This is a genomic window from Leucobacter sp. wl10 (assembly GCF_003569785.1).
Lineage (GTDB): Bacteria > Actinomycetota > Actinomycetes > Actinomycetales > Microbacteriaceae > Leucobacter.
This window is the reverse complement of the sequence record NZ_KZ983987.1, coordinates 266,044-287,625: the sequence shown is the minus strand read 5'-3', so window position 1 is coordinate 287,625 and position 21,582 is coordinate 266,044. Positions and strand designations below refer to the sequence as shown.

Here is a 21,582-nt window from a genome sequence, read left to right as displayed (position 1 = left end):
TGTCGGTGAACGTCGTCGTTAGGCCGCTTCGCGCGGTCGGGTCATGCGCTTCTCGATGGGAAGCTCGTTCCTGACCTCCTCGGTCTGGACGATGACGCGATGAACGAAGATGCCGGGGATGTCGACGTCGTCGGGATCGATCTCGCCCGGCTCGACCAGCTCCTCGACTTCGGCGATGGTGACGCGACCGCAGGTGGCGACGACGTGGCTGAAAGCGCGCTCCCCCTTCTTGAAAACGAGATTCCCGTACCGGTCTCCCTTGGAGGCGCGAACGAGGGAGAAGTCGGTCACGATCGCCTCCTCGAGCACATACTGCAGGCCTTCGCCGAAGCGGTCGAACCGACGGGTCTCCTTGGCGGGGGATTCGACGAGCACCTTCCCTGTGGAGTCGTACTTCCAGGGAAGGCCTCCGTCGGCCATCACGGTGCCTACCCCGGAGGCGGTGTAGAAACCGGGAATCCCTGCTCCGCCGCAACGCATGCGCTCCGCGAGGGTGCCCTGCGGCGTGAACTCCAGCTCGAGTTCACCCCCGAGGTACCGCCGGGCGAACTCATGGTTCTCGCCCACGTAGGAGGCGATCATCCTCGAGATCTGCCCCGTGCTGAGAATCTCTCCCAGTCCCCACCCGTCGACACCGCAGTTGTTGGAGACGACCTCCAGGTCTTTGGAACCCAGGTCACGAATCGCGCGGATCAGTGTAACCGGAACTCCGACGAGGCCGAATCCACCCACTGCTATCGATGCCCCTGATGGAACGTCTGCCACGACCTCGGATGCCGATGCGTACACCTTGTCCATTCGAAGGATGCTCCCTTGCATATTCGTCATTGATTGTGCTTGAGACGAAGATAGGGAGGACGGGCGCGAGGGGTCACTATGAGGAAGCGCGGACTTCACGCGCAAAATTTGCAATATATGCAAAGTGAAGCGTGACCAGACGCCGGCCAGGCGGATCGGGGCTGCCGCGGGTGGCGAGCCGGACACGGCAGAAAGCGCGGGCCCGTCCTCCAACGCGCCCTCGGCCGCCACGGGGGTGGATGCATCGACCCGACCGGGCGGTTCTTCGACGCGATCCGCATCGCCTCCCGAGGACCGGCCGCGCGTTCACGAATCGCTCGACGCGGCCGTTCGGCTCGCGCTCGGGCCTTCCCCGCTCAAACCGAAGAGGCCGTCCAGGTGGACGGCCTCTTCGGTGATGACTGCGCGCGTGATGCGAAGGCCCTGTATGGGAACCTGTTCTTCGGCACCGCAGTGGGTCCCGTTTCTGACAAGCCTCCCATGGTGGAGCCGCGGGGAATCGAACCCCGGTCCACTTCGACGATTCCGTGCCTTCTACGAGCGTAGTTCGTGCAGGCGTTCTACTCGGCCCCATCCTTTGTCACGAACACCTAGGATGACAGGCCCAGCCTCAGTGCAAGTCCCGGTGCGCCCTGAGACGCGACGCACCAGCAAGCCTCCTAGATGACGCCAGGAAACCGGGGCGGAGGCCCACCCGACCTGACGGACTCGGTCTCGTGCTTAGGCAGCGAGAGCGAAGTCGGTGCGCTTAGCGTTGGCACCTATGGTTTGCGAAGGGCGTTTACGAGATAACTCCGCGTCCTCGGCCCGCTTCTCACAGTCTCAAATCGACGTGTCGAAACCGATCGGCCCCGTGCGGTGCGCCTCATCGGCGCAGCCTGGGGGACATTCGCATCGCGCGCTGTGGAATTGTCAACCCGGGATCGAACCCGGCCTTACAGGATAGCATCTCGCGACCGGTAACGGAACACCCCGCACCCGACGGCGGCTTCACGCGAGCCCGGCCCGCGGGGCGCGTTCAGCCGGCGGAGTCGACCGCGGCGCGAAGCGCGCCGGGCTCGATCCCGAGCGCCCACTCGCACACGTCCTCCACGAAGTGCAGATAAGAGTCGTACTCGAACGGGGCCGGGTTGTTGGCGTAGGCGCCGAAACCGTCGACCGCCATGAGGATCCGCACGCACGCGGCGAACGGATCCTCCACCGCGAACACCCCGGCGGCCCGCCCCTCCTCGATGAGCGAGGTCAGGTGGTCCCGGTCGAGAGCCTCCTGCGCTTCGATGGCGTCGGCGAGCGCTGGCGTGAAACGGGCGAGATGCCTCGCGTTGAGCCAGAGCCGCGAGAGTTCGATCGAGTCGACCTGCACCCGGCGCACGAACGCCGCCATGCGGTAGAGCGGCTCCCCCGCCCCCGTCTGCAGCCGCTTCCGCTCCCCGGAGACCGCTCCCAGAAAAGCGGCGATCACCAGGTCCTCGGCGGCCGGGAAGTAGTGGCTGATCAGGCCGGGGCGCACGCCGAGCCGATCGGCGACGGCACGCAGGGTGATGCGCTCGAGCCCTTCCTCGAGGGCGATCCGCGATGCCTCGGCGAGGATCTCGGCCCGGCGCTCCTCGGGCTGCTTGCGCACCCGACCGGCTCCCTCGCTTGACACCATGGCATTCATCCTATTGGATTAGTGACCAATAGAGCCCATTGGCCTCATGACCAATAGCAGCGCTGCTCGGCATGCCGCCCGACGACGATGCTCGGGGCTCCGCCGAGAGGAACCGCCCGTGACCGCACCCGCCCATTCCGATCCCGCGCCGCACGATCCCGAGGGCTTCGTCGACGTCGCGACGCAGCCGGAGACGCGCGGCATCGAACTCATCGACGAGTCCGAGCGCCACGGCAGGCCCCGCGACCTCTTCGCGGTCTGGGCGGCGACCATGGTGAGCGTGCTCAACTTCACCATCGGCGCCTCCTTCACCGCGGTGCTCGGCCTCGAGATCTGGCAGGCCGTGCTCGTGGTGCTCGCGGTGTCCCTGCTCTGGGTGTTCCCCGGCATCGTCGCCGTCAGCGGACCGGCGGCCGGCACCTCGGGATCCGTGATCCAGCGCGCCATCTACGGCTTCCGCGGCAACAAGATCGTCATCGCCTTCTACGGCTGGTTCATCTCCGGCGTCTTCCTGGCCCTCAACTGGGTCGCCTCCTCGTTCATGGGGGCCGAGCTCCTCACGCGCATGGGTGTCGAGAACCAGACCCTCTCGATCATCGTCGTCACGGTCGTCGTCTCCGTCGTCACGGTGCTCACGGCGGTCTACGGTCACGCACTGATCCTCAAGGCCTACACGGCCCTGACCGTGGTGCTGCTGCTCATCTTCCTCGTCGTCACCGGCTTCATCCTGCCCACGGTCGACTGGAACTTCACCCAGCCGGAGCCGCTCCAGGGGGCCGCCCTGTGGTCGAGCCTCACCGTGGCCTTCGCCATCCTCGCCTCGAGCCCGCTCTCCTTCTCGAACAGCGCCGACATGGCCCGTTACCTCCCCCGCACCGCCAAGTCCTCGCACGTCGTCGCGGCCACCGCGCTCGGCGGGGCGATCCCGGCGGCGTTCTTCACCATCGTCGGCGCGCTGCTCGGCAGCGTCGTCTCGCCCGAGGCGCTCGACATCGGCATCGAGTACGCGCTGCTCGACATGCTCCCCGCCTGGCTCGGCCCCATCTTCGTCATCGGCGTCATCGTCAACACGGTCGCCCTCAACGGCATGACCACCTACACCGCCAGCATGGCCTTCCAGTCGATCGGCGTGCCGATCCGCCGCATCCCCTCGGCCGTCCTCATCGGCGTGCTCGGCACGGCCTTCACCCTCTTCCTCGTGATGTCGACGAACCTCATCGCCGCCGTGAACCTGATGCTGCAGTTCCTGCTCATCATCTCGGCGCCGACCATGGCGGTGTACGTCGCCGACATCGTGCTGCGCCGCAACCGCTACGAGGGCCTCGATCTCTTCGACGAGCGGCCGGGCGCGAAGTTCTGGTACCACGGCGGCTTCAGCCTGTCGGGCCTCGCCTCGGTCGTCGCCGGCGGCGTCGCCACGGCGCTCTTCCTCGCGACCGACGTGTGGACGGGGCCCCTCGGCGTCGCCCTCGGCTACGTCGACCTCTCGGTCCCGGTCGGCATGCTCGTCTCGGTCGTGGTCTACGCGGTACTCGCGAGGCGTCGCGTCCGGGAGCAGGCGGGGCTGTGAGCACCGGCCCCCACCCCGACCGCTACCCCGGCGCCGGGAGGGGGAGGCCGACCCTCGACAGCTGGCAGGAGGCGCCCGACAATCGCTGGGCGTTCTCCCACCTGGGCGAGCTCGTGCCGACGGCAACCGTCTCGCGCCGCTCCCCTGCGGCCCCTTACTCGGCCACGGTGCGCCTCGACGTGCTCGAGCCGCGCCTGCCCGGCCTCGAGCAGCGCCTGGAGCAGTCGTGCACCGACGCGTTCCTCGTGCTGCGCGGCTCGGAGGTGATCGCCGAGTACTACCGCCCGGGCTTCGCGCCCGACGATCGGCACCTGCTGATGAGCGTCTCAAAGTCGCTCTGCGGCACGGTGTTCGGGGCGCTCGTCGAGCAGGGACTGATCGATCCGGAGCAACCGATCACACGCCACGTGCCCGAGCTGGCGGGGTCCGCCTATGACGGGCCCACGCTGCAGCAGCTGCTCGACATGGAGATCTCGGTCGACTACAGCGAGGACTACGTCGATCCCGGCTCCGAGGTGCAGACGCACGACCGCTCCGCCGGCTGGCGATCCCGCCGCGACGGCGACCCCGAGAACGACTACGAGTTCCTTGCCTCCCTGCGGGGCGATGGCCGCACGGGCGAGTTCCAGTACTGCTCCGCCAACACCGACGTGCTCGCCTGGATCATCGAGCGCGTCTCGGGTCTGCGCTACGCCGAGGCGCTCTCGGTCTACCTCTGGGCGAAGCTCGACGCCGACCGCGACGCCACCATCACCGTCGACAGAACGGGCTTCGGCTTCGCGAACGCCGGCGTCTCGTGCACGGCGCGGGACCTCGCGCGCGTGGGCCGCATGATGCTCGACGGCGGGGTCGCGCCCGGCGGGCGGGTCGTCTCCGAGGCGTGGGTGCGCGGCGTCATGGCGGGCGGCTCGCGAGCGGCGATGACGGATCCCGGTTTCACGAGCGCCTTCCCGAACGGCAGCTACACCCGCCAGTGGTGGTGCACGGGCGATGAGCGGGGCAACGTGAGCGGGATCGGCATCCACGGCCAGAATCTCTGGCTCGATCCGCCCACCGACTCCGTCGTCGTCAAGCTCTCGTCGTGGCCGGATCCCGACACCGCGCACTGGCACGGTCTGCAGAACGGCATCCTGCTGGACGTCAGCCGCGCGCTCGACGCGGTCTAGGGGCGATTCCGTTCGGGCAGAGCCGCTCGGAGCGACGGCGCGGAACCGCCCCGAAACGGGCGGTTCCCCGGGCGCTACTCCCCCAGCCGGTTGCGGCTGCGCATGGCCCGCTCGGCCTCGCGCCTGTCCTGCCGCTCACGGAGGGTCTGGCGCTTGTCGTACTCCCTCTTGCCCTTCGCGAGGGCGATCTCGACCTTGGCGCGGCCGTCGAGGAAGTACAGGCGCAGCGGCACGATCGTCATGCCGCCCTCGCGGGTCTTCTGGTAGAGCTTGTCGATCTGCTGGCGGTGCAGCAGCAGCTTGCGCTTGCGGCGCGGGGCGTGGTTCGTCCACGAGCCGTTGAGGTACTCGGGGATGTACACCGCGTCGAGCCAGGCCTCGCCGCGCTCGATGAACACGTAGCCGTCGACGAGCGAGGCCCGGCCCATGCGCAGCGACTTCACCTCGCTGCCGGTGAGCACCAGGCCCGCCTCGTAGGTGTCGATGATGAGGTACTCGTGACGCGCCTTCTTGTTGGAGGCGATCAGCTTCTCGCCGGTCTCCCTGGGCATGCTCACGTCCTCTCTGCGGCTCGGGTGGTTCGGGATCCGCGCTCACGCGCGACGACCCAGCCTACCGCAACGCCGCGCTCAGACCCGCAGGTACCGCGTGATGGCGATCTTCGCCGCGACCGCGGAGAGCACCACGCCCACGAGCAGCAGGATCGGCGGGACGACGAGCGACTCCTCCACCGTGATATAGCTCGTGAACGGCACCTCTCTCGCGAGGAAGCCCTGCACGAAGAACCGCACGATCGCCACTGAGGCCGCGCTCGCCAGCACGGCGCCGACGAGTGCGGCGATGATCCCCTCGAGGATGAACGGCGTCTGGATGAAGCGGTTCGAGGCGCCGACGAGGCGCATGATGCCGATCTCGCGACGGCGCGAGAACGCCGAGAGCCGGATGGTGGTCGAGATGAGCAGCATGGCCGCGACGAGCATGAGCCCCGCGATGGCGATCGCGGTGTAGCTGGCGACGCCGAGGAAGAGGAAGATGCGGTCGAGCAGGCTACGTTGATCCGAGACGCTCTGCACGCCGGGAATGCCCGCGAAGGTCTCGGTGATGATGTCGGAGCGCGACGGGTCCCCGAGCTTGACCCAGAAGGTCTGGTTGAGCTGGTCGGGTTTCGTGATGTCGACGATCGGGTTGCCCGCGAACTGCTGGGTGAACTCCTTGTAGGCCTGCTCGTGCGTCACGAAGAAGAAGTCTTCGATGTACGGCTTCAGCGTGTCCGACTGCAGCGCGTCCTCGACCGCGGCGATCTCGTTCTCACCCGCGTCCGCGCCCGAGCAGGTCGCGCTCTCGTCGTAGCTGGTGCAGAGGTAGATGGCCACCTGGGCCCGGTCGTACCAGAAGGTCTTCATCTGCTGGATCTGCAGCTGCATCAGAATCGCCGCGCCCACGAAGGTGAGCGACACGAAGGTCACCAGCACCACCGAGATGACCACCGACATGTTGCGTCGCAGGCCGTTCCAGACCTCGCCGAACACCAGTCCCGCCCTCATCGCACCGGCCCCACATCCGTCTGATCATCGTCCTTGCGTCTCAGGCCGAGGTGCTCGGCCAGGTTGCCGGTCTCCGACATCTGCACGGGATCCGGGCGCCCCGGGTCGAGAAAGTCCGGGATGCGGCGCGCCTGCGGTCCGCCGGACCGGACGGTCTCGTCGTCGTCCATGTCCGCGTCTTCCTCGCCGAACGGGTGCGGCTCCTCGAACACGGAGGCCTCCCGCCGGGGCGGATCGGCCTGCTCTGCTTCGGGGCCGACGGGCTGCGACTGCGGCCTCTCCACCGGCGCGGTGTCGGTTGCGGGCTCCTCCGCCCCCAGCACCTCGGCAGCGGCGGCGGCCTCGATCGTCTCGGCGTGCTCGGTCTCGGGGGTCTCGTCCGGCGCGAGCGCCGCCCGCACCACGGCCTCGGTGGTGCGCAGCACCTGCACGCCCTCGGCTGAGAGGTCGGTCATCGGGATCGAGGCGGTCTCGCCGTAGCCGCCGCCCACCTCGTCGCGCACGACGATGCCCTGCGAGAGCTCCACCACGCGCTGCTGCATGATGTCGACGAACGCGGCCTCGTGCGTGGCCATGACCACGGTGGTGCCCGCGGCGTTGATGGCGCGCAGCAGCTGCATGATCCCGAGGCTGGTGGCGGGATCGAGATTGCCCGTCGGCTCATCGGCGAGCAGGATCGCCGGCTTGTTGACGATGGCGCGCGCGATGGCGACGCGCTGCTGCTCGCCGCCCGAGAGCTCGTGCGGGAAGCGCTTGCCCTTGTTGCCGAGCCCCACGAGTTCGAGCGTGTCGGGCACGGCCTCCTGGATGAAGCCGCGCGACTTGCCGATCACCTGGAGCGTGAAGGCCACGTTGTCGTAGACCGTCTTGTTCGTGAGCAACCGGAAGTCCTGGAACACGGTGCCGAGGTTGCGGCGGAAATAGGGGACCTTGCGGGAGGAGATCTTGCTGAGGTCCTGCCCCAGCACGTGGATCTTGCCGACGCTCGGCTGATCCTCGCGCAGGATCAGCCGCAGGCAGCTCGACTTGCCCGAGCCGGAGGCGCCCACGATGAACACGAACTCGCCGCGGTCGACCTTGAGGTCGACGCTGTCGAGCGCCGGTTTCGCGGTGCCCCGGTACTTCTTGGTGACGTTCTCGAAGAGGATCATGACGCCTCGACAATACGCCCCGCGACCTGGGTGGGTGCGCAGGCGCGCGGTGCGGCGGCCGTCATTCTGCGCGAAATCGCAGGATCCGCGCGCCGCGAGTGAGAGCGCCGATGCCGCGCTACTGATCCTTCGACAGCGAGCGCCAGCGGATGCCCGCCGCGATGAAGCCGTCGAGGTCGCCGTTGAACACCGTGTCGGGCTGGGAAGACTCGTGGCCGGTGCGCAGATCCTTCACGAGCTGCTGCCCGTAGAGGAAGTAGGAGCGGATCTGGTCGCCCCAACTCGCGGTGATCGAGCCCGCGAGCTCCTTCTTCTTGGCGGCCTCCTCCTCGCGCTGCAGCAGGAGGAGGCGGGTCTGCAGCACGCGCATCGCGGCGGCGCGATTCTGGATCTGGCTCTTCTCGTTCTGCATCGACACCACGATGCCCGTGGGCAGGTGCGTGATGCGCACCGCCGAGTCGGTCGTGTTGACCGACTGGCCGCCGGGGCCGCTCGAGCGGTAGACGTCGACGCGGATGTCGGTCTCGGGCACGTCGACCTCGGTCGCCTCTTCGAGCAGCGGGATGACCTCGACGCCCGCGAAGCTGGTCTGGCGCTTGTCGGCCGAGCCGAAGGGGCTGATGCGCGCGAGACGGTGCGTGCCCGCCTCGACCGACAGCGTGCCGAAGGCGTACGGCGCGTCGATCTCGAAGGTGGCCGACTTGATGCCGGCGCCCTCGGCGTACGAGGTGTCGAGCATCTTCGTCGGGTAGTCGTGCTGCTCGGCCCAGCGCAGATACATGCGCAGCAGCATCTCCGCGAAGTCGGTCGCGTCGTCGCCGCCCGCGCCCGACCGGATCGTGACGACCGCGGCGCGCTCGTCGTACTCGCCCGACAGCATGGTCTGCACCTCGAGATCCTGGACCACCGCCTCGATCGCGGCGAGTTCGGCGGCGGCCTCGGCCTCGGAGTCGGCGTCGTCGGCCTCCTGAGCCAGCTCCACGAGCACCTCGAGGTCGTCGATGCGCTGCTCGACGGCTCGCAGGCGCTTCACCCGCGCCTGGCGGTGAGACAGGCCGCTCGTCACCTTCTGCGCGGCCGCGGGATCATCCCACAGGTCAGGGGCGGCGGCCTGCTGCTCGAGTTCGGCGATCTCGCGATCGAGCTTCGGCAGGTCCGTCACCGCCGCGATGTCGGCGTAGGTGGAGCGGATCGCGCGGATGCGTGCACTGAAGTCAAGATCGAGCATGATCCCCTAGCTTACCTTTCGCCCCCTCACCATCGCGCCCGGAAACGGTCGCCCCGCCCACCCGTCGGTGCGCGGGGCGACCCGGCGACGGGTCAGGCCCTGGCGAGCCGCTTCTGCTTGTTGATGCGCATCACCTGCACGATGATCACCAGCAGCAGCGCACCCACGAAGACGATCGAGGCCAGCACGTTCGCCTGCGCCGGAACGCCCTTCAGCGCCGAGACGTAGATGAACTTGGGGAACGTCGTGGCGGTGCCCGAGTTGAAGTTCGTGATGATGAAGTCGTCGAACGACAGCGCGAAGCTCAGCAGCGCGGCGCCGATGATCCCCGGCATCAGCATGGGCAGGGTGATGCGCCAGAACACCTGGCCGGGCGAGGCGTAGAGGTCGCGTCCCGCCTCCTCGATCGCCGGATCGAGGCTCGCCACCCGCGCCTTCACCGCCACCACCACGTACGAGATGCAGAACATCGTGTGCGCGAGGATGACCGTGCCGAGGCCCTTCTCCACGCCCGCGAGCAGGAACTGCGCCGCGAGGCCCGCGCCCAGCACCACCTCGGGGGTCGCCATCGGGGTGAACAGCAGCAGGCTGACCGTCGAGCGCCCCCTGAACCGGTAGCGCACCAGCGCGATCGCGATCATCGTTCCGAGGACGGTCGCGATCACCGTGGCGACGACGCCGACCAGCACGCTGTTGCCGAAGGCGGTGCACACCTGCGGCGCGCCGCACGGGTTCTGCCAGTTGTCGAGCGTGAAGCCGCGCCAGATGATGTTGTTGCGACCGGCGTCGTTGAACGAGAACACGATGACGTGGGCGATCGGCAGCAGCAGATAGATGAGCGCGATCGCGCCGACGACCGGCACGAAGGCCTTTCCGAGGCTGAAGTTCTTCACAGCAGATCCTCCGCCCCGCTCTTGCGCACGTAGCTCGCGACGATCACCAGGATGATCACCATGAGAAGGATCGAGAGGACCGCCGCCATCGGATAGTTCTGCGTCTGCAAGAAGTTCGACTCGATGACGTTGCCGATCATGGTGGTCGAGGTGCCGCCCAGGAACTCCCTCGACGCGTTCACGTAGTCGCCGGACATCGGGATGAAGCTCAGCAGCGTGCCCGACACGACGCCCGGCATCGACAGCGGCAGCGTGACCCTGCGGAACGTGGTCACGGGCGAGGCGTAGAGATCCGACCCCGCCTCGAGCAGGCGCAGGTCGAGCGCCTGCAGCGACGAGAACATGGGGAGCACCATGAACGGGATGAAGTTGTACACGAGGCCGAAGATGACCGAGAAGTGGGTGCCTATCAGCTCGTTCGGCAGGATCGACTTCCAGGCGAGCGTGCGCAGCAGGAAGCTGATGAAGAACGGCGCGACGACGAGGATCAGCAGGATCCCCTGCAGCATCGGCTTCGACCGCACCTTCACGCCGATGAGGTAGGCGAGCGGATAACTGATCACGAGGCCGATGACGGTCGCGGTCAGCGCGTAGACGAAGGAGCGCAGCAGGTGCGGCCAGTACTCCTGGATCGCGGCCCAGTAATTGGAGAACTGCATCGCGGCGACGTACTGCCCGATGCCCCCGGTATCGGCCGGCGCCTGCAGCGAGGTGATCACCAGCTGGATGAAGGGCGCCACGAAGAAGAGCAGCATGTACGCGATGCCCGGCGCCAGCAGCAGCAGGGCGACCCAGCCCCGCTTGCGCGGAGCCTGTTCGACGACCTTCGCGGCAGCGGAGAAGGCGGTGATTGCCATGGTCGCCTCCTACTCCGCGTGGGCCGCCTGGGCCGCGATCGCCCGGGTCGAGAAATCGGCGGTGAGGGCCCCCGTCTCGAGTCGGTCGTCGGCGAGCCCGAAGGTGTGCTCGATGTGCCAGCTCAGCCACACCTCGTCGCCGAGGGCTGCGGTGGGGCCGGCCTGGAGATTCTGCGCGAACACCTGCACGGGTCCCGCGCCGGGCAGCTCGACCGTGTACTGCGTGCTCACACCGATGAACGAGACGTCGACGATGCGGCCCGGCCCGACCGCGTTGGTCGACGCGTCGGCTGCCAGAGGGGTCTTCGAGAGGGTCAGCTTCTCCGGGCGCACGCCGATGGTGATCGAACCGCCGTCGCGCGCGCTGCGCGCACGCGGCACCGAGATGGGCACGCCGTTGAAATCGGTGCGCAGCACCTGGTCGGTGCTCCCCGCGACCTCCACCTGGAACAGGTTCGACTGGCCCAGGAAGTTGGCCACGAACACCGTCCTGGGGAGTTCGTACAGCTCCTCCGGGGCGCCCATCTGCTCGATGCGGCCCCGGTTCATGACGGCGACCGTGTCGGCCATGGTCATGGCCTCCTCCTGATCGTGCGTGACGTGCAGGAAGGTCAGTCCCACCTCCTGCTGGATCTGCTTCAGCTCCTGCTGCATCTGCCGGCGCAGTTTGAGATCGAGCGCGCCGAGGGGCTCGTCGAGCAGGAGCAGCGCCGGGCGGTTCACGACCGCGCGGGCCAGCGCGACGCGCTGCTGCTGACCTCCCGACAGCTGAGCCGGCTTGCGGTCCGCCATGTGGTCGAGCTCCACCAGCCGCAGCGCCTCGTGCGCCTTGCCCACGGGATCGCCGATCCTGCGGCGCCGCAGCCCGAAGGCCACGTTCTCGAGAATCGTCATGTGCGGGAAGAGCGCGTACGACTGGAAGACGGTGTTGACGGGACGCCTGTGCGGCTTCAGGCCGCTCACGTCCTTGCCGCCGATGAGGATCTTGCCCTGCGTGGGATCCTCGAGCCCGGCGACGAGCCGCAGCGTCGTCGTCTTCCCGCAGCCCGACGGTCCGAGCAGCGCGAAGAACGAGCCAGCGGGGATAGTGAGGTCGAGGGCTTCGACGGCGGTGAAGCCGGGGAAGCGCTTCTGGATCCCGACCAGTTCGAGATCCGCGCCCGAGGCGGCGAACGAGTTATCCGCCATGATCTACAGCCCCAGCACGTTCTGGAATGCCGTGGAGTACCTCTTGTCCTCTTCGGCGGTGAGGGTGCGGAAGGAGCGCAGGCGCTTCCAGTCCTGCTCGGTCGGGAAGATGAGCGGGTTGTCGACGTTGTCGGGGTTGACCTTCGCCATCGCCTCCTGCGTGCCCTTCACCGGGGGGACGAAGGTGACGTAGTCGGCGACCTGCGCCATGACCTCCGGGTCGTAGTAGTAGTCGATCATCTGCTCGACCTTCTTCTTCGCCTCGGCCGAGGTGCCGTTCGGAACCGTGAAGGAGTCGGACGCGATCATGCCGCCCGACTCGGGGATCTCGAGCGTCCACTGGTTGTCGTTCTCGGCGTTGAGCGTGATGACGTCGCCCGTCCACGCCATGGCCGCCAGCGCGTCGCCGGTGATGAGGTCCTGCGTGTAGCTGTTGCCCTTCACGTTGCCGATCTGGCCGCTCTGCAGGGCGTCGTCGAGCCACGCCAGCGCCTCGTCGAACTCCTTGTCGCCCCACCCGCCCGCGGGATCGTAGCCGAGGCCGGCGAGGATCATGCCCATCGTGTCGCGCAGCTCGCTCAGCACCACGACCTTGCCCTTGAGGTCGGGGCGGAGGAAGTCGTCGAGAGTCTTGATGCCCTTCGGCACCGCCGCCGTGTTCCACACCCACCCGGAGGCCGGCAACTGCCACGGGATCGAGAACTTGCGACCCGGATCCACGTCGAGGGCGTCCCGCTGCGCGTCGACGAGGTTCGCCTCGACGTTGGGCAGGTTCGCGTAGTCGAACTCCTGCACCTGCTCGGCCTGGATGAGGCGCCCGTTCATCCAGTCGGTGAAGGTGATCACGTCGTAGCCGGTGTGCTGGCCGAGCTGCAGCTGGTCCTTGATCTTGCCGTAGAAGGTGTTGTTGTCGTCGATGTCCTCGAGGTAGTCGACGTTGAAACCGGCCTGCTTCTTGAAGGCTTCGAGCGTGGGATAGTCGCCGGTCGAATTGTCGTAGTCGAGGTAGTACGTCCAGTTGCCCCAGACGATGGCGCCGCCGCCAGAGCCGCCGGCGCCAGAGCCGCCGGCGCACGAGGCGAGCGCGAGCGTGCCCGCACCCGCGGCGCCCACCGCCGCACCGCGGAGCAGCTGGCGCCGGCTGAGTTGGGCGCCGCGAATCACGTCGACGATGCTGCGGACGATCGGATCTTCGGGCTGGCGTGCCATGAGATATCTCCTTTGGTTCTCACTGCTCCGGATGCCGAGATGGGCGCGAGCGGCCGCATCGCCGGTTCTGTGCATCGAAACTATGGCACAGATGTGGGAAAACACGCCACTCGCGCACCCCGCCGACGCGAATTCTTCACGGAACAGTTATTTTCCGCGGTGACCTCCAGCGGATCTGGTGGCGGATCGTCCCTTCCGCCACCCGTTCCGAATGCTGCGCTCCGGTCGCCGGGCCGTGATCCCGTCCCGCGCGACAAGCGTCTTCCATTCCGGCCCGGAGCACGGAGATTGATTGAAATCGCCGATGGATTCTTCGGATTCCTTTGCTTTTTCCCAGCTTCACTGCGAGAATCAGTTGCGTGAGCAGCAAACGCACCACACCGGCGCTCGACACCACGTCGAAGGCGATCATCGAGCAACTCCAGCGAGATGGCCGCCGTTCGTACGCGGAGATCGGCAAGGCGGTCGGCCTCAGCGAGGCCGCCGTGCGCCAGCGCGTGCAGAAGCTCACAGATGCCGGGGTCATGCAGATCGTTGCCGTGACGGACCCGATGCGACTCGGCTTCAGCCGACAAGCGATGCTCGGCATCCGCGTTTCCGGTGACACCAGGGTCGTCGCCGATCGCCTCGCAGAGATGCCGGAGTGCAGCTATGTCGTACTCAGCGCAGGCTCCTTCGACATCCTGGTGGAGGTCGTCTGCGAGGACGACGAGGGGCTCATCGAGCTGCTGAACGAGAAGATCCGCGGGATCGACGGCGTCGCGTCGACCGAGACCTTCGTCTACCTCCAACTCACCAAACAGAAATACGACTGGGGAACACGATAACCATGTCTTTTGATCCCACCGCCGCGGTGGACACCGCCGCGCTCCAGGCCTCGGCCAAGCGCCACATGTGGCCGCACTTCACCAACCGCAAGGTGCTCGACGACGGCATCCCCGTCATCACGCGCGCCGAGGGCCACCACATCTACGACGCCGCGGGCAAGCAGTACATCGACGGCCTCGCGGGCCTGTTCGTCGTCAACGCCGGCCACGGCCGCGAGCGCATCGTGCAGGCGGCCGCCAAGCAGATGCAGCAGCTCGACTTCATGCCGCTGTGGTCGTACGCCCACCCCGCCGCCATCGAGCTGTCCGAGCGCCTCTCGAGCTATGCGCCCGGCGAGATGAACAAGGTGTTCTTCACCACCGGCGGCGGCGAGGCCGTGGAGTCGGCGTTCAAGCTGGCGAAGCACTTCTGGAAGATCCAGGGCAAGCCGATGAAGCACAAGGTCATCTCCCGCTCGGTCGCCTACCACGGCACCCCCCAGGGCGCGCTCGCCATCACCGGCATCCCCGATATGAAGAAGTTCTACGAGCCGCTGACTCCGGGTGGTCACCGCGTGCCCAACACCAACTTCTACCGCGCCGACGAGATGGGCGCCCCTTCGGATGATCTCGAGGCCTTCGGCCAGTGGGCCGCCAACCGCATCGAGGAGGCGATCCTGTTCGAGGGTCCCGACACCGTCGCGGCCGTGTTCCTCGAGCCCGTGCAGAACTCCGGCGGCTGCTTCCCGCCGCCCCCCGGCTACTTCAAGCGGGTGCGCGAGATCTGCGACCAGTACGACGTGCTGCTCGTCTCGGACGAGGTCATCTGCGCCTACGGGCGCGTCGGCGACTTCTTCGCCTCGAGGGCGCTCGGCTACGAGCCCGACATCATCACCTCGGCCAAGGGCATCACCTCGGGCTACGTCCCCCTGGGCGCCATGATCGTCTCGGACAAGGTGTCGGAGCCGTTCAACTCGACCGAGAACACCTTCTACCACGGCTTCACCTTCGCCGGTCACCCGGCCGCCGCCGCCGCCGCCCTCGCCAACCTCGACATCTTCGAGGAGGAGGACCTCAACGGCCGCGTGCGCGAGAACAGCCCCCTGTTCCGCGCGGAGCTCGAGAAGCTGCTCGACATCGACGTCGTCGGTGACGTGCGCGGTGAGGGGTACTTCTTCGGCATCGAACTGGTCAAGGACAAGGCCACCAAGGAGACCTTCAACGAGGAGGAGTCGGATCGGCTCCTGCGCGACTACCTCTCGCCCGCCCTCTGGGAGGCAGGCCTGTACTGCCGCGCCGACGATCGCGGGGACCCCGTCATCCAGCTCGCTCCCCCGCTGACCATCGGTCCGGCGGAGTTCGCGGAGATCGGCGGCATCCTCCGCAGCGTGCTGGCGGACGCCTCCTCCAAGATCTGAGGATCTGCCGCGGATCGGGCCCGCTCTGCTTCGGCAGGGCGGGCCTTCGGCGTGTCCCGGTTCGCTAGGCTTCGGGTATGAGCTATCGCGATCCCGAAGCACCCATCCCTTCGCAGCAGCAGCAGCAGCAGTTCCCCCAGCAGGAGTTCTCACAGCAGCAGCTCCCGCAGCAGCCTGCGCTCTACGCCCCCCAGTACGCGCCCTACGGCGCGCCGGTGCAGCAGCGCGCCAACGTGCTCGGCATCGTCGCCCTCGCACTCGTCGCGCTCCCCGCGCTGCTGAACGTCCTGATACCGCTCATCTACCGGCAGGCGGTCCTCGCCGAACAGATGTCGTTCGCAGCGTTCATGCTGCCCACCGCGCAACTGCTGGTGATGATCACCGCGCTGGGCCTCTCCATCGGCGGGGTGCTGCAGCGCAGGGCGCCGCGCTTCCGGTGGGCTGCGATCGGCGCGCTCGTCTGCGCCTCGCTGTCGATCGTCTCGATCATCGGCTCCCTGGCCGGGAGCTGGATGGCCTCGGTGATCCCCTACTGACGAGCGTCCCGTCCGGTTCAGGCGGTCGCCGCTCGGACCGGGGTCGCCGCTCGGACCGAAGGCGCCGATCCGATCCGACGCGCGATCCGCGCGGCGCACGCAGAAACGCCCCGTCCCTCGCGAGGAGGAAGCGGGGCGTTTCGCAGTGGTCAGGCGACCAGCGTCCGACGAACCGCGGGCGCTAGCGGCGCAGCCCGAGGCGCTCGATGAGCGAGCGGTAGCGGGAGATGTCGACGTCCTGGAGGTATCCCAGGAGGCGGCGACGCTGACCGACGAGCAGCAGCAGACCGCGGCGCGAGTGGTGATCGTGCTTGTGGGTCTTGAGGTGCTCGGTCAGGTCCTTGATCCGCTGGGTGAGCATCGCGACCTGCACCTCGGGGGAACCGGTGTCACCGGGCTTGGTCGCGTACTCTTCGATGATCGCCTTCTTGACCTCTGCATCCAGTGCCATAGGGATCCCCTCTCTCTTGCTGCGCGGCGCCGTCAGCGGGATGCTGGAGCTCTCTTTATCCGCGGCCGTTCGAACGGCAACCTGTACATCTTAGCACCTTCACGGCGCCTCCCCCTCGTGAGGCCGAGCCCGCCGCCGCTCGCCACCCGGCCCCGCCCGAAACGCGGTCGTCACACACATGTGACAACCGGGTAACTCCGGCGAGACGGAGCAGAAACAGCCTCGGCGCACACTGGTCGCACGACAGCTATCCCGGCGGAGTCGGGAGAAAGGCGGCAGCAGACATGGAAGCAATCACAGCGCCACAGGTGTGGACGCTCGCGAGCAGCGCGCTCGTGCTCATCATGACGCCGGGGCTCGCGCTCTTCTACGGCGGTCTCGTGCGCGTGCGCTCCGTGGTCAACATGATGCTCTTCAGCGTCAGCGCGATGGGCGTCGTCGGGGTCCTGTGGATCCTGTTCGGCTACAGCATGAACTATTTCGCGGACGGCGAGAGCGGCTGGGCCGGCAGCCCGTTCAAGGACTTCGGGCTCATCGAGACGGATCCGGCGAGCTTCATCGGCGTCGGCTTCGGGGCCGTCTTCGCGATGATCACCACGGCGCTGATCTCGGGCGCGATCGCGGACCGCGTCGGTCTCGGATCCTGGGTGCTGTTCGCGGGCGTCTGGGCGACGCTCGTCTACTTCCCGGTCGCGGCCTGGGTTTGGGGCGGCGGCTGGATCCAGAACCTCGGCAGCACCCTCGGCACGCCCGACGTCATCGACCTCGCCGGCGGCACGGTGATCCACATCAACGCGGGTGCCGCCGCCCTGGCGCTGGCGATCGTGGCGGGAAAGCGTCTCGGTTTCGCCCCCGGCTCGCACAAGCCCCACAGCGTTCCGCTCGTGACGATCGGCGCCGCCCTGCTGTGGTTCGGCTGGATCGGCTTCAACTCGGGTCTCGCGGGCACGGCGTCCGACGCAGGCCTGATCCTGGTCAACACCCTCGGGGCTCCCGCCGCGGGCATCGTCGGCTGGATCGTCGTCGACGTGATGCGCGATAAGAAGCCCGGCGTCGTGGGCGCCGCCTCCGGCGCGGTCGCCGGCCTGGTCGCGATCACCCCATCGGCGCTGAACCTCTCGCCCGTCTGGGCGCTGCTGCTCGGACTGATCGCCGGCATCGCCTGCGCCTTCGCCATCGACCTCAAGTACCGCCTGGGATACGACGACTCGCTCGACGTGGTGGGCCTGCACCTGGTGGCCGGCGTGATCGGCTCGCTCTACCTCGGTCTCTTCGCCTTCGACGACGGCCTCTTCACGGGCGGCGACNGGTCGCCGTGGCGGTCTACTCCTTCGTGGTCTCGCTGCTCATCGCCCTCGGGGTGAAGCTCGTCACGGGGCTCCGAGTGCCTCCGACCGTCGAGGAGGAGGGCATCGACTTCGCCGCACACGGCGAGGAGGCCTACGCGATCGACCCCGTGACCGCGCCGGTCCGCTGACCGGCCCCTCCTCCAGCCTCGCGCGGGGGCTCGCGCAGGCGGGTCCCCGCGCTTCTCGCGGTAGGCTCGATCCATGCACCACGATGTCGACGCCGCTCCCCGAACTCTCGCCCGCCTCGCAGCCGACATCGCGGTGCAGACCGGTGAACTGATCGCAACGCTGCGGGACCGGGGGGTCACGGTGGCCGCGAGCAAGTCGAGCGCCGTCGACATCGTGACCGAGGCCGATCGCGAGGCGGAGCGCCTGATCGTATCGGCGCTCCGCGCCGCGCGACCCGCAGACGGCGTCCTGGGCGAGGAGGGCACCGGCATCGCGGGCACGAGCGCCGTCACGTGGGTCGTCGACCCCATCGACGGCACCGTCAACTACCTGTACGGCATCCCGGCGTTCGCGGTGAGCATCGCGGCGACGGTGCGCGACGCTCACGCCTTCGCCGACGGGCGCCGAGCCGTCGCGGGGGCGGTGTTCAACCCGCGCACGGGCGAGCTCTTCGAGGCGTGGGAGGGCGGCGGATCGCGCCTGAACGGCTCCCCCATCTCGGCGTCGGGCAAGACCGAGCTCGCGACGGCCCTGGTCGGGACGGGCTTCGGCTACACGGCCGAGCGACGGGCAGAGCAGGCCGAGATGGCGTCCCGCCTGCTGCCGCTGGCCCGCGACATCCGCCGCATCGGCTCAGCCGCTCTGGATCTCTGCAACGTCGCGGCCGGCCGGCTCGACGCGTACTACGAGATGGGCCTCAACCCGTGGGACTACGCGGCGGGCGTTCTCATCGCTCGCGAGGCGGGTGCCGCGCTCCTCGGCCGGGACGACTCGACGCCCCCCGGCGAGCCCTTCCTCTTCGCCGGCGACGCCGGGCTCGTGCGAGAACTGCGCGCGGTGGTGCTCGGGGGCTGATTCCGTGTGAGGATGGACCCGGATCCTCGCCGCCCGAGCGGCACCGTTTCCAAAGGAGGAAACATGCATCGTCACCCGACCGATCCCGCCGTTCAGGAGCTCGTGCGCAGGGCCGGAGCGGCGCGGATGAGCCGCCGCCAGCTGCTGCGGGGAGCCTCCCTCGGAGTCGCCGCACTCGGTGCGGGAGCGCTGGCCTCGTGCGCCGGGCCGAGCGGGCCGGGCGACGGCTCCGGCGGCACCGTGCGCTGGGCCAACTGGACCTACTACCTCGATTACGACGAGGCCGCGGGCGACTGGCCGTCGCTCAACGCGTTCATGGAACGCACGAACATCCGCGTCGAGTACTTCGAGGACATCGACGACAACAAGACCTTCATCGCGAAGATCAAGGACCAGCTCAAGCTGGGGCAGGACACGGGCTACGACGTCTTCGTCCCGTCCGACACCACGATCGTGCGCCTCCTCGAGCAGCAGCAGCTCAAGCAGTTCGACCGCGAGCTGATGCCGAACGTCTCGGCGAACATGATCGACATGGTGCGGCAGGCGTCCTTCGATCCCGACCGCACCTGGTCGATCCCTTACCAGGCGGGTATGACCGGTCTCGTCTACAACGCGCGCCTCTACCCGAAGGGCGTGCGCGAGGTGTCGGATCTGTGGGCGACCGATCTGAAGGGCAAGGTCAGCCTGCTCACGGAGCAGGAGGACACGCTCGGTCTCATCATGCTCGAGCAGGGCGTCGACGTCGAGGGCGACTGGGGCGACGACGAGTTCGAGGCGGCGCTGAAGGTCGTCAGGGAGCAGCTCGGCAGCGGCCAGGTCGCCACGGTGAAGGGCAACTCCTATACGCAGGATCTGCAGCAGGAGACCGTCTGGGCCGGGATGGCCTGGTCGGGGGACATCGCGATCCTCAACGAGGAGGCCGGCGAGGAGATCTGGAAGTTCGTGGTGCCGGAGTCGGGCGCCTCGGTGTTCATCGACTCGTTCTGCATGCCGAAGGCGACGCGCGCCTTCGAGCAGGTGCACAAGCTCGTCGACTACTACTACGAGCCCGAGGTGGCCGCCCAGGTCGCCGAGTACGTGCAGTACGTGTGCCCCGTCGCGGGCGCGCAGGAGGCGATGGCCGAGCGCAATCCCGAGCTCGCCGAGAACCCGCTGATCTTCCCGGACGAGGAGATGTCGAAGCGCATCTTCGACGTGCGCTCGCTCACCGCCGAGGAGGACAACCGGTACACGCAGGCCTTCCAGAAGGTGCTCGGCAACTGAGGCGTCACACCCCGAACAGCGCCTCGACGGGCCCTCGCGCGAAGTAGATCACGAAGCCCGCGGCGACCACCCACAGCAGCCAGTGGACGCCCCTCGCCCGGCCGCTGAGCGCGTGCACCAGCACCCACGACACGAAGCCGGCTCCGATGCCGTTGGCGATCGAGTAGGTCATCGGCATCACGGCGGTCGTCAGGAAGACGGGCAGCAGCACGCGGAAGTCGCCGAGGTCGATGTTCTTGATCTGCGCCATCATCAGCGCGCCGACTATGACGAGCGCCGCTGCCGCGACCTCCGTCGGCACGATCTGCGTGAGCGGGGTGAAGAACATGGCCAGCAGGAACATCAGGCCCGTGATCACGTTGGCGAAGCCGGTGCGGGCGCCCTCGCCGATACCCGCGCCCGACTCGATGAACACCGTGTTCGACGACGACGAGGTCACGCCGCCCGCGATGGCGCCGACGCCCTCGACCACCAGCGCCGACTTCAGGCGCGGGAAATTGCCCCTCTCGTCGGCCAGGCCCGCCTCGCGCGACAGGCCGGTCATCGTGCCCATCGCGTCGAAGAAGTTGGTGAACAGCAGGGTGAACACCAGCATCACGATGGTCACCGCCCCGACGCGGCCGAGATCGAAGCTGACCGCCCCGATCAGGCTGAGATCGGGCAGACCGAACGGAGCGCTGCCGAGCTCGGGCACGGTGAGGCCCCAACCGCCGGCGTTGGCGACCTCGCCGCCGGCGCCCGTGCGCGGGCCGAGCTGCGCGACCGCCTCGACCACCACCGAGATGACGGTGCCGGACACGAGTCCGATGAGCAGGCCGCCCTTCACCTTTGCCGCGACCAGCACGCCCGTGAGCACGAGCGTGATCACGAAGATCAGGGTTGGGATCGTGACGACCGAGCCGCCGATGCCGAGGCCCACCGGCGGCGAGCCCTGACCGGTCGAGGTGACGAAACCCGCGTTGACGAAGCCGATGAAGGCGATGAACAGCCCGATGCCCACCGTGATCGCGAGCTTCAGCTCCACGGGCACCGCGTCGAAGATCATGCGGCGCAGGCCCGTCGCGGCGAGCAGCACGATCAGTGCGCCGTTGATGACCACGAGCGCCATGGCCTCGGGCCAGGTCACCTGCCCCACGACGGAGAACGCGAGGAACGCGTTGATCCCGAGCCCCGCCGCGAAGCCGAAGGGCAACCGCGAGACGATGCCGAAGAGGATCGTCATCACGCCCGCGGTCAGGGCGGTGACGGCGCTCACCGCCGGGAAGGCGAGGCTGTTGCCCTCGACGTCCACCCCGCTCGTGAGGATGATCGGGTTGAGGATCACGATGTACGCCATCGTCACGAAGGTGACGAGGCCGCCCCGGATCTCCGTCGCGAACGTGGACCCGCGCTCCGTGATCCCGAAATAGCGGTCGATCCCGTTCCTCGCCTGCTGGCCGCTCTCCCGCCGCGCCTCTGCCACCGGCTGCTCCATTCCCTCG

20 protein-coding genes, 1 other RNA gene and 1 pseudogene are annotated in these 21,582 nt (G+C 68.0%); 9 read left to right on the top strand and 13 right to left on the bottom strand.

The features are described 5' to 3' along the window. Window positions 1-18 precede the first annotated feature (18 nt). From D1J51_RS01360 to D1J51_RS01350, 3 genes are all read right to left on the bottom strand, one after another. Window positions 19-798 (bottom strand): CoA transferase subunit A, encoded by a 780-nt coding sequence (locus tag D1J51_RS01360; RefSeq protein ID WP_119073368.1) that lies wholly within the window; start codon window positions 796-798, stop codon window positions 19-21. Window positions 799-1,279: 481 nt separating this feature from the next. Continuing rightward, window positions 1,280-1,651, bottom strand: a transfer-messenger RNA (tmRNA) gene (gene ssrA / locus D1J51_RS01355). 165 nt (window positions 1,652-1,816) lie between these two features. Next, on the bottom strand, window positions 1,817-2,449 hold the full coding sequence (locus D1J51_RS01350) for a TetR/AcrR family transcriptional regulator (protein ID WP_119073367.1): 633 nt from the start codon (window positions 2,447-2,449) through the stop codon (window positions 1,817-1,819). A 118-nt stretch (window positions 2,450-2,567) separates the two neighbouring features. Here D1J51_RS01350 and D1J51_RS01345 point away from each other — a divergent pair, with 118 nt between their 5' ends. Together D1J51_RS01345 and nylB are read left to right on the top strand one after the other, a co-directional pair. Continuing rightward, window positions 2,568-4,019 (top strand): purine-cytosine permease family protein, encoded by a 1,452-nt coding sequence (locus D1J51_RS01345; protein ID WP_240422747.1) that lies wholly within the window; start codon window positions 2,568-2,570, stop codon window positions 4,017-4,019. Beyond that, complete coding sequence (nylB, locus tag D1J51_RS01340; protein ID WP_119073365.1) at window positions 4,016-5,185, top strand: 6-aminohexanoate-dimer hydrolase; 1,170 nt, start codon at window positions 4,016-4,018, stop codon at window positions 5,183-5,185. The genes D1J51_RS01345 and nylB overlap by 4 nt, the downstream gene beginning before the upstream one ends. A gap of 74 nt (window positions 5,186-5,259) precedes the next feature. Here the strand turns inward: nylB and smpB are convergent, their stop codons facing one another. The 8 genes from smpB to D1J51_RS01300 form a co-directional block, all read right to left on the bottom strand. Next, on the bottom strand, window positions 5,260-5,736 hold the full coding sequence (smpB, locus tag D1J51_RS01335) for an SsrA-binding protein SmpB (RefSeq protein WP_119073550.1): 477 nt from the start codon (window positions 5,734-5,736) through the stop codon (window positions 5,260-5,262). A 78-nt stretch (window positions 5,737-5,814) separates the two neighbouring features. After that, on the bottom strand, window positions 5,815-6,729 hold the full coding sequence (gene ftsX / locus D1J51_RS01330; RefSeq protein WP_119073364.1) for a permease-like cell division protein FtsX: 915 nt from the start codon (window positions 6,727-6,729) through the stop codon (window positions 5,815-5,817). Then, a complete protein-coding gene (gene ftsE / locus D1J51_RS01325; protein WP_119073363.1) occupies window positions 6,726-7,880 on the bottom strand; it encodes a cell division ATP-binding protein FtsE in 1,155 nt (384 codons plus the stop codon). The genes ftsX and ftsE overlap by 4 nt, the downstream gene beginning before the upstream one ends. Window positions 7,881-7,998: 118 nt before the next feature. Further along, a complete protein-coding gene (prfB, locus tag D1J51_RS01320) occupies window positions 7,999-9,108 on the bottom strand; it encodes a peptide chain release factor 2 (protein ID WP_119073362.1) in 1,110 nt (369 codons plus the stop codon). A gap of 92 nt (window positions 9,109-9,200) precedes the next feature. Then, a complete protein-coding gene (locus D1J51_RS01315; RefSeq protein WP_119073361.1) occupies window positions 9,201-10,001 on the bottom strand; it encodes an ABC transporter permease in 801 nt (266 codons plus the stop codon). Further along, the gene (locus tag D1J51_RS01310; RefSeq protein WP_119073360.1) at window positions 9,998-10,858 is read right to left on the bottom strand and encodes an ABC transporter permease; all 861 of its coding nucleotides are present in this window, start codon (window positions 10,856-10,858) and stop codon (window positions 9,998-10,000) included. Before D1J51_RS01310 ends, D1J51_RS01315 begins: the two co-directional genes overlap by 4 nt. 9 nt (window positions 10,859-10,867) lie before the next feature. Then, on the bottom strand, window positions 10,868-12,046 hold the full coding sequence (locus D1J51_RS01305) for an ABC transporter ATP-binding protein (RefSeq protein WP_119073359.1): 1,179 nt from the start codon (window positions 12,044-12,046) through the stop codon (window positions 10,868-10,870). A gap of 3 nt (window positions 12,047-12,049) precedes the next feature. After that, window positions 12,050-13,255, bottom strand: a complete 1,206-nt coding sequence (locus D1J51_RS01300; protein WP_119073358.1) for an ABC transporter substrate-binding protein — start codon at window positions 13,253-13,255, stop codon at window positions 12,050-12,052. Between the two features lie 359 nt (window positions 13,256-13,614). Between D1J51_RS01300 and D1J51_RS01295 the strand changes: the two genes are divergently transcribed. The 3 genes from D1J51_RS01295 to D1J51_RS01285 all read left to right on the top strand — a co-directional run bounded on the left by D1J51_RS01295 (window position 13,615) and on the right by D1J51_RS01285 (window position 16,015). Further along, window positions 13,615-14,082, top strand: a complete 468-nt coding sequence (locus tag D1J51_RS01295; protein WP_119073357.1) for an Lrp/AsnC family transcriptional regulator — start codon at window positions 13,615-13,617, stop codon at window positions 14,080-14,082. 2 nt (window positions 14,083-14,084) lie between these two features. Further along, window positions 14,085-15,479 (top strand): aspartate aminotransferase family protein, encoded by a 1,395-nt coding sequence (locus D1J51_RS01290; protein ID WP_119073356.1) that lies wholly within the window; start codon window positions 14,085-14,087, stop codon window positions 15,477-15,479. A 77-nt stretch (window positions 15,480-15,556) separates the two neighbouring features. After that, on the top strand, window positions 15,557-16,015 hold the full coding sequence (locus D1J51_RS01285; protein ID WP_119073355.1) for a hypothetical protein: 459 nt from the start codon (window positions 15,557-15,559) through the stop codon (window positions 16,013-16,015). Window positions 16,016-16,196: 181 nt separating this feature from the next. Here D1J51_RS01285 and rpsO read toward each other — a convergent pair whose 3' ends face one another. Continuing rightward, entirely contained in the window at window positions 16,197-16,466 is a 270-nt protein-coding gene (gene rpsO, locus D1J51_RS01280; RefSeq protein WP_119073354.1) for a 30S ribosomal protein S15, read from the bottom strand. Window positions 16,467-16,750: 284 nt separating this feature from the next. On the opposite strand from rpsO, the pseudogene D1J51_RS01275 reads away from it, so the two are divergent. The 4 genes and pseudogenes from D1J51_RS01275 to D1J51_RS01265 form a co-directional block, all read left to right on the top strand. Beyond that, window positions 16,751-17,773: pseudogene (locus tag D1J51_RS01275) on the top strand (ammonium transporter); the annotation flags it as partial. 8 nt (window positions 17,774-17,781) lie between these two features. Beyond that, window positions 17,782-17,943, top strand: a complete 162-nt coding sequence (locus tag D1J51_RS18275) for a hypothetical protein (protein WP_371414066.1) — start codon at window positions 17,782-17,784, stop codon at window positions 17,941-17,943. Between the two features lie 73 nt (window positions 17,944-18,016). Beyond that, window positions 18,017-18,838 carry an inositol monophosphatase family protein gene (locus D1J51_RS01270; protein ID WP_119073353.1) on the top strand — a complete coding sequence of 274 codons (822 nt, stop codon included), beginning with the start codon at window positions 18,017-18,019 and terminating at the stop codon, window positions 18,836-18,838. A 63-nt stretch (window positions 18,839-18,901) separates the two neighbouring features. Next, on the top strand, window positions 18,902-20,101 hold the full coding sequence (locus D1J51_RS01265) for an ABC transporter substrate-binding protein (protein WP_119073352.1): 1,200 nt from the start codon (window positions 18,902-18,904) through the stop codon (window positions 20,099-20,101). A 4-nt stretch (window positions 20,102-20,105) separates the two neighbouring features. Here D1J51_RS01265 and D1J51_RS01260 read toward each other — a convergent pair whose 3' ends face one another. Next, window positions 20,106-21,575, bottom strand: coding sequence for an NCS2 family permease (locus D1J51_RS01260; RefSeq protein WP_119073549.1), 1,470 nt, complete (start codon window positions 21,573-21,575; stop codon window positions 20,106-20,108). Window positions 21,576-21,582 lie beyond the last annotated feature (7 nt).

Coding starts and splice junctions, on each gene's coding strand:
- D1J51_RS01270 (WP_119073353.1), top strand. CDS start 18,017: ATGCACCACGATGTCGACGCCGCTCCCCGAACTCTCGCCCGCCTCGCA.
- D1J51_RS01310 (WP_119073360.1), bottom strand. CDS start 10,858: ATGGCAATCACCGCCTTCTCCGCTGCCGCGAAGGTCGTCGAACAGGCT.
- D1J51_RS01285 (WP_119073355.1), top strand. CDS start 15,557: ATGAGCTATCGCGATCCCGAAGCACCCATCCCTTCGCAGCAGCAGCAG.
- ftsE (WP_119073363.1), bottom strand. CDS start 7,880: ATGATCCTCTTCGAGAACGTCACCAAGAAGTACCGGGGCACCGCGAAA.
- smpB (WP_119073550.1), bottom strand. CDS start 5,736: ATGCCCAGGGAGACCGGCGAGAAGCTGATCGCCTCCAACAAGAAGGCG.
- D1J51_RS01265 (WP_119073352.1), top strand. CDS start 18,902: ATGCATCGTCACCCGACCGATCCCGCCGTTCAGGAGCTCGTGCGCAGG.
- D1J51_RS01360 (WP_119073368.1), bottom strand. CDS start 798: ATGGACAAGGTGTACGCATCGGCATCCGAGGTCGTGGCAGACGTTCCA.
- D1J51_RS01300 (WP_119073358.1), bottom strand. CDS start 13,255: ATGGCACGCCAGCCCGAAGATCCGATCGTCCGCAGCATCGTCGACGTG.
- ftsX (WP_119073364.1), bottom strand. CDS start 6,729: ATGAGGGCGGGACTGGTGTTCGGCGAGGTCTGGAACGGCCTGCGACGC.
- rpsO (WP_119073354.1), bottom strand. CDS start 16,466: ATGGCACTGGATGCAGAGGTCAAGAAGGCGATCATCGAAGAGTACGCG.
- D1J51_RS01290 (WP_119073356.1), top strand. CDS start 14,085: ATGTCTTTTGATCCCACCGCCGCGGTGGACACCGCCGCGCTCCAGGCC.
- prfB (WP_119073362.1), bottom strand. CDS start 9,108: ATGCTCGATCTTGACTTCAGTGCACGCATCCGCGCGATCCGCTCCACC.
- D1J51_RS01305 (WP_119073359.1), bottom strand. CDS start 12,046: ATGGCGGATAACTCGTTCGCCGCCTCGGGCGCGGATCTCGAACTGGTC.
- D1J51_RS01350 (WP_119073367.1), bottom strand. CDS start 2,449: ATGGTGTCAAGCGAGGGAGCCGGTCGGGTGCGCAAGCAGCCCGAGGAG.
- D1J51_RS01260 (WP_119073549.1), bottom strand. CDS start 21,575: ATGGAGCAGCCGGTGGCAGAGGCGCGGCGGGAGAGCGGCCAGCAGGCG.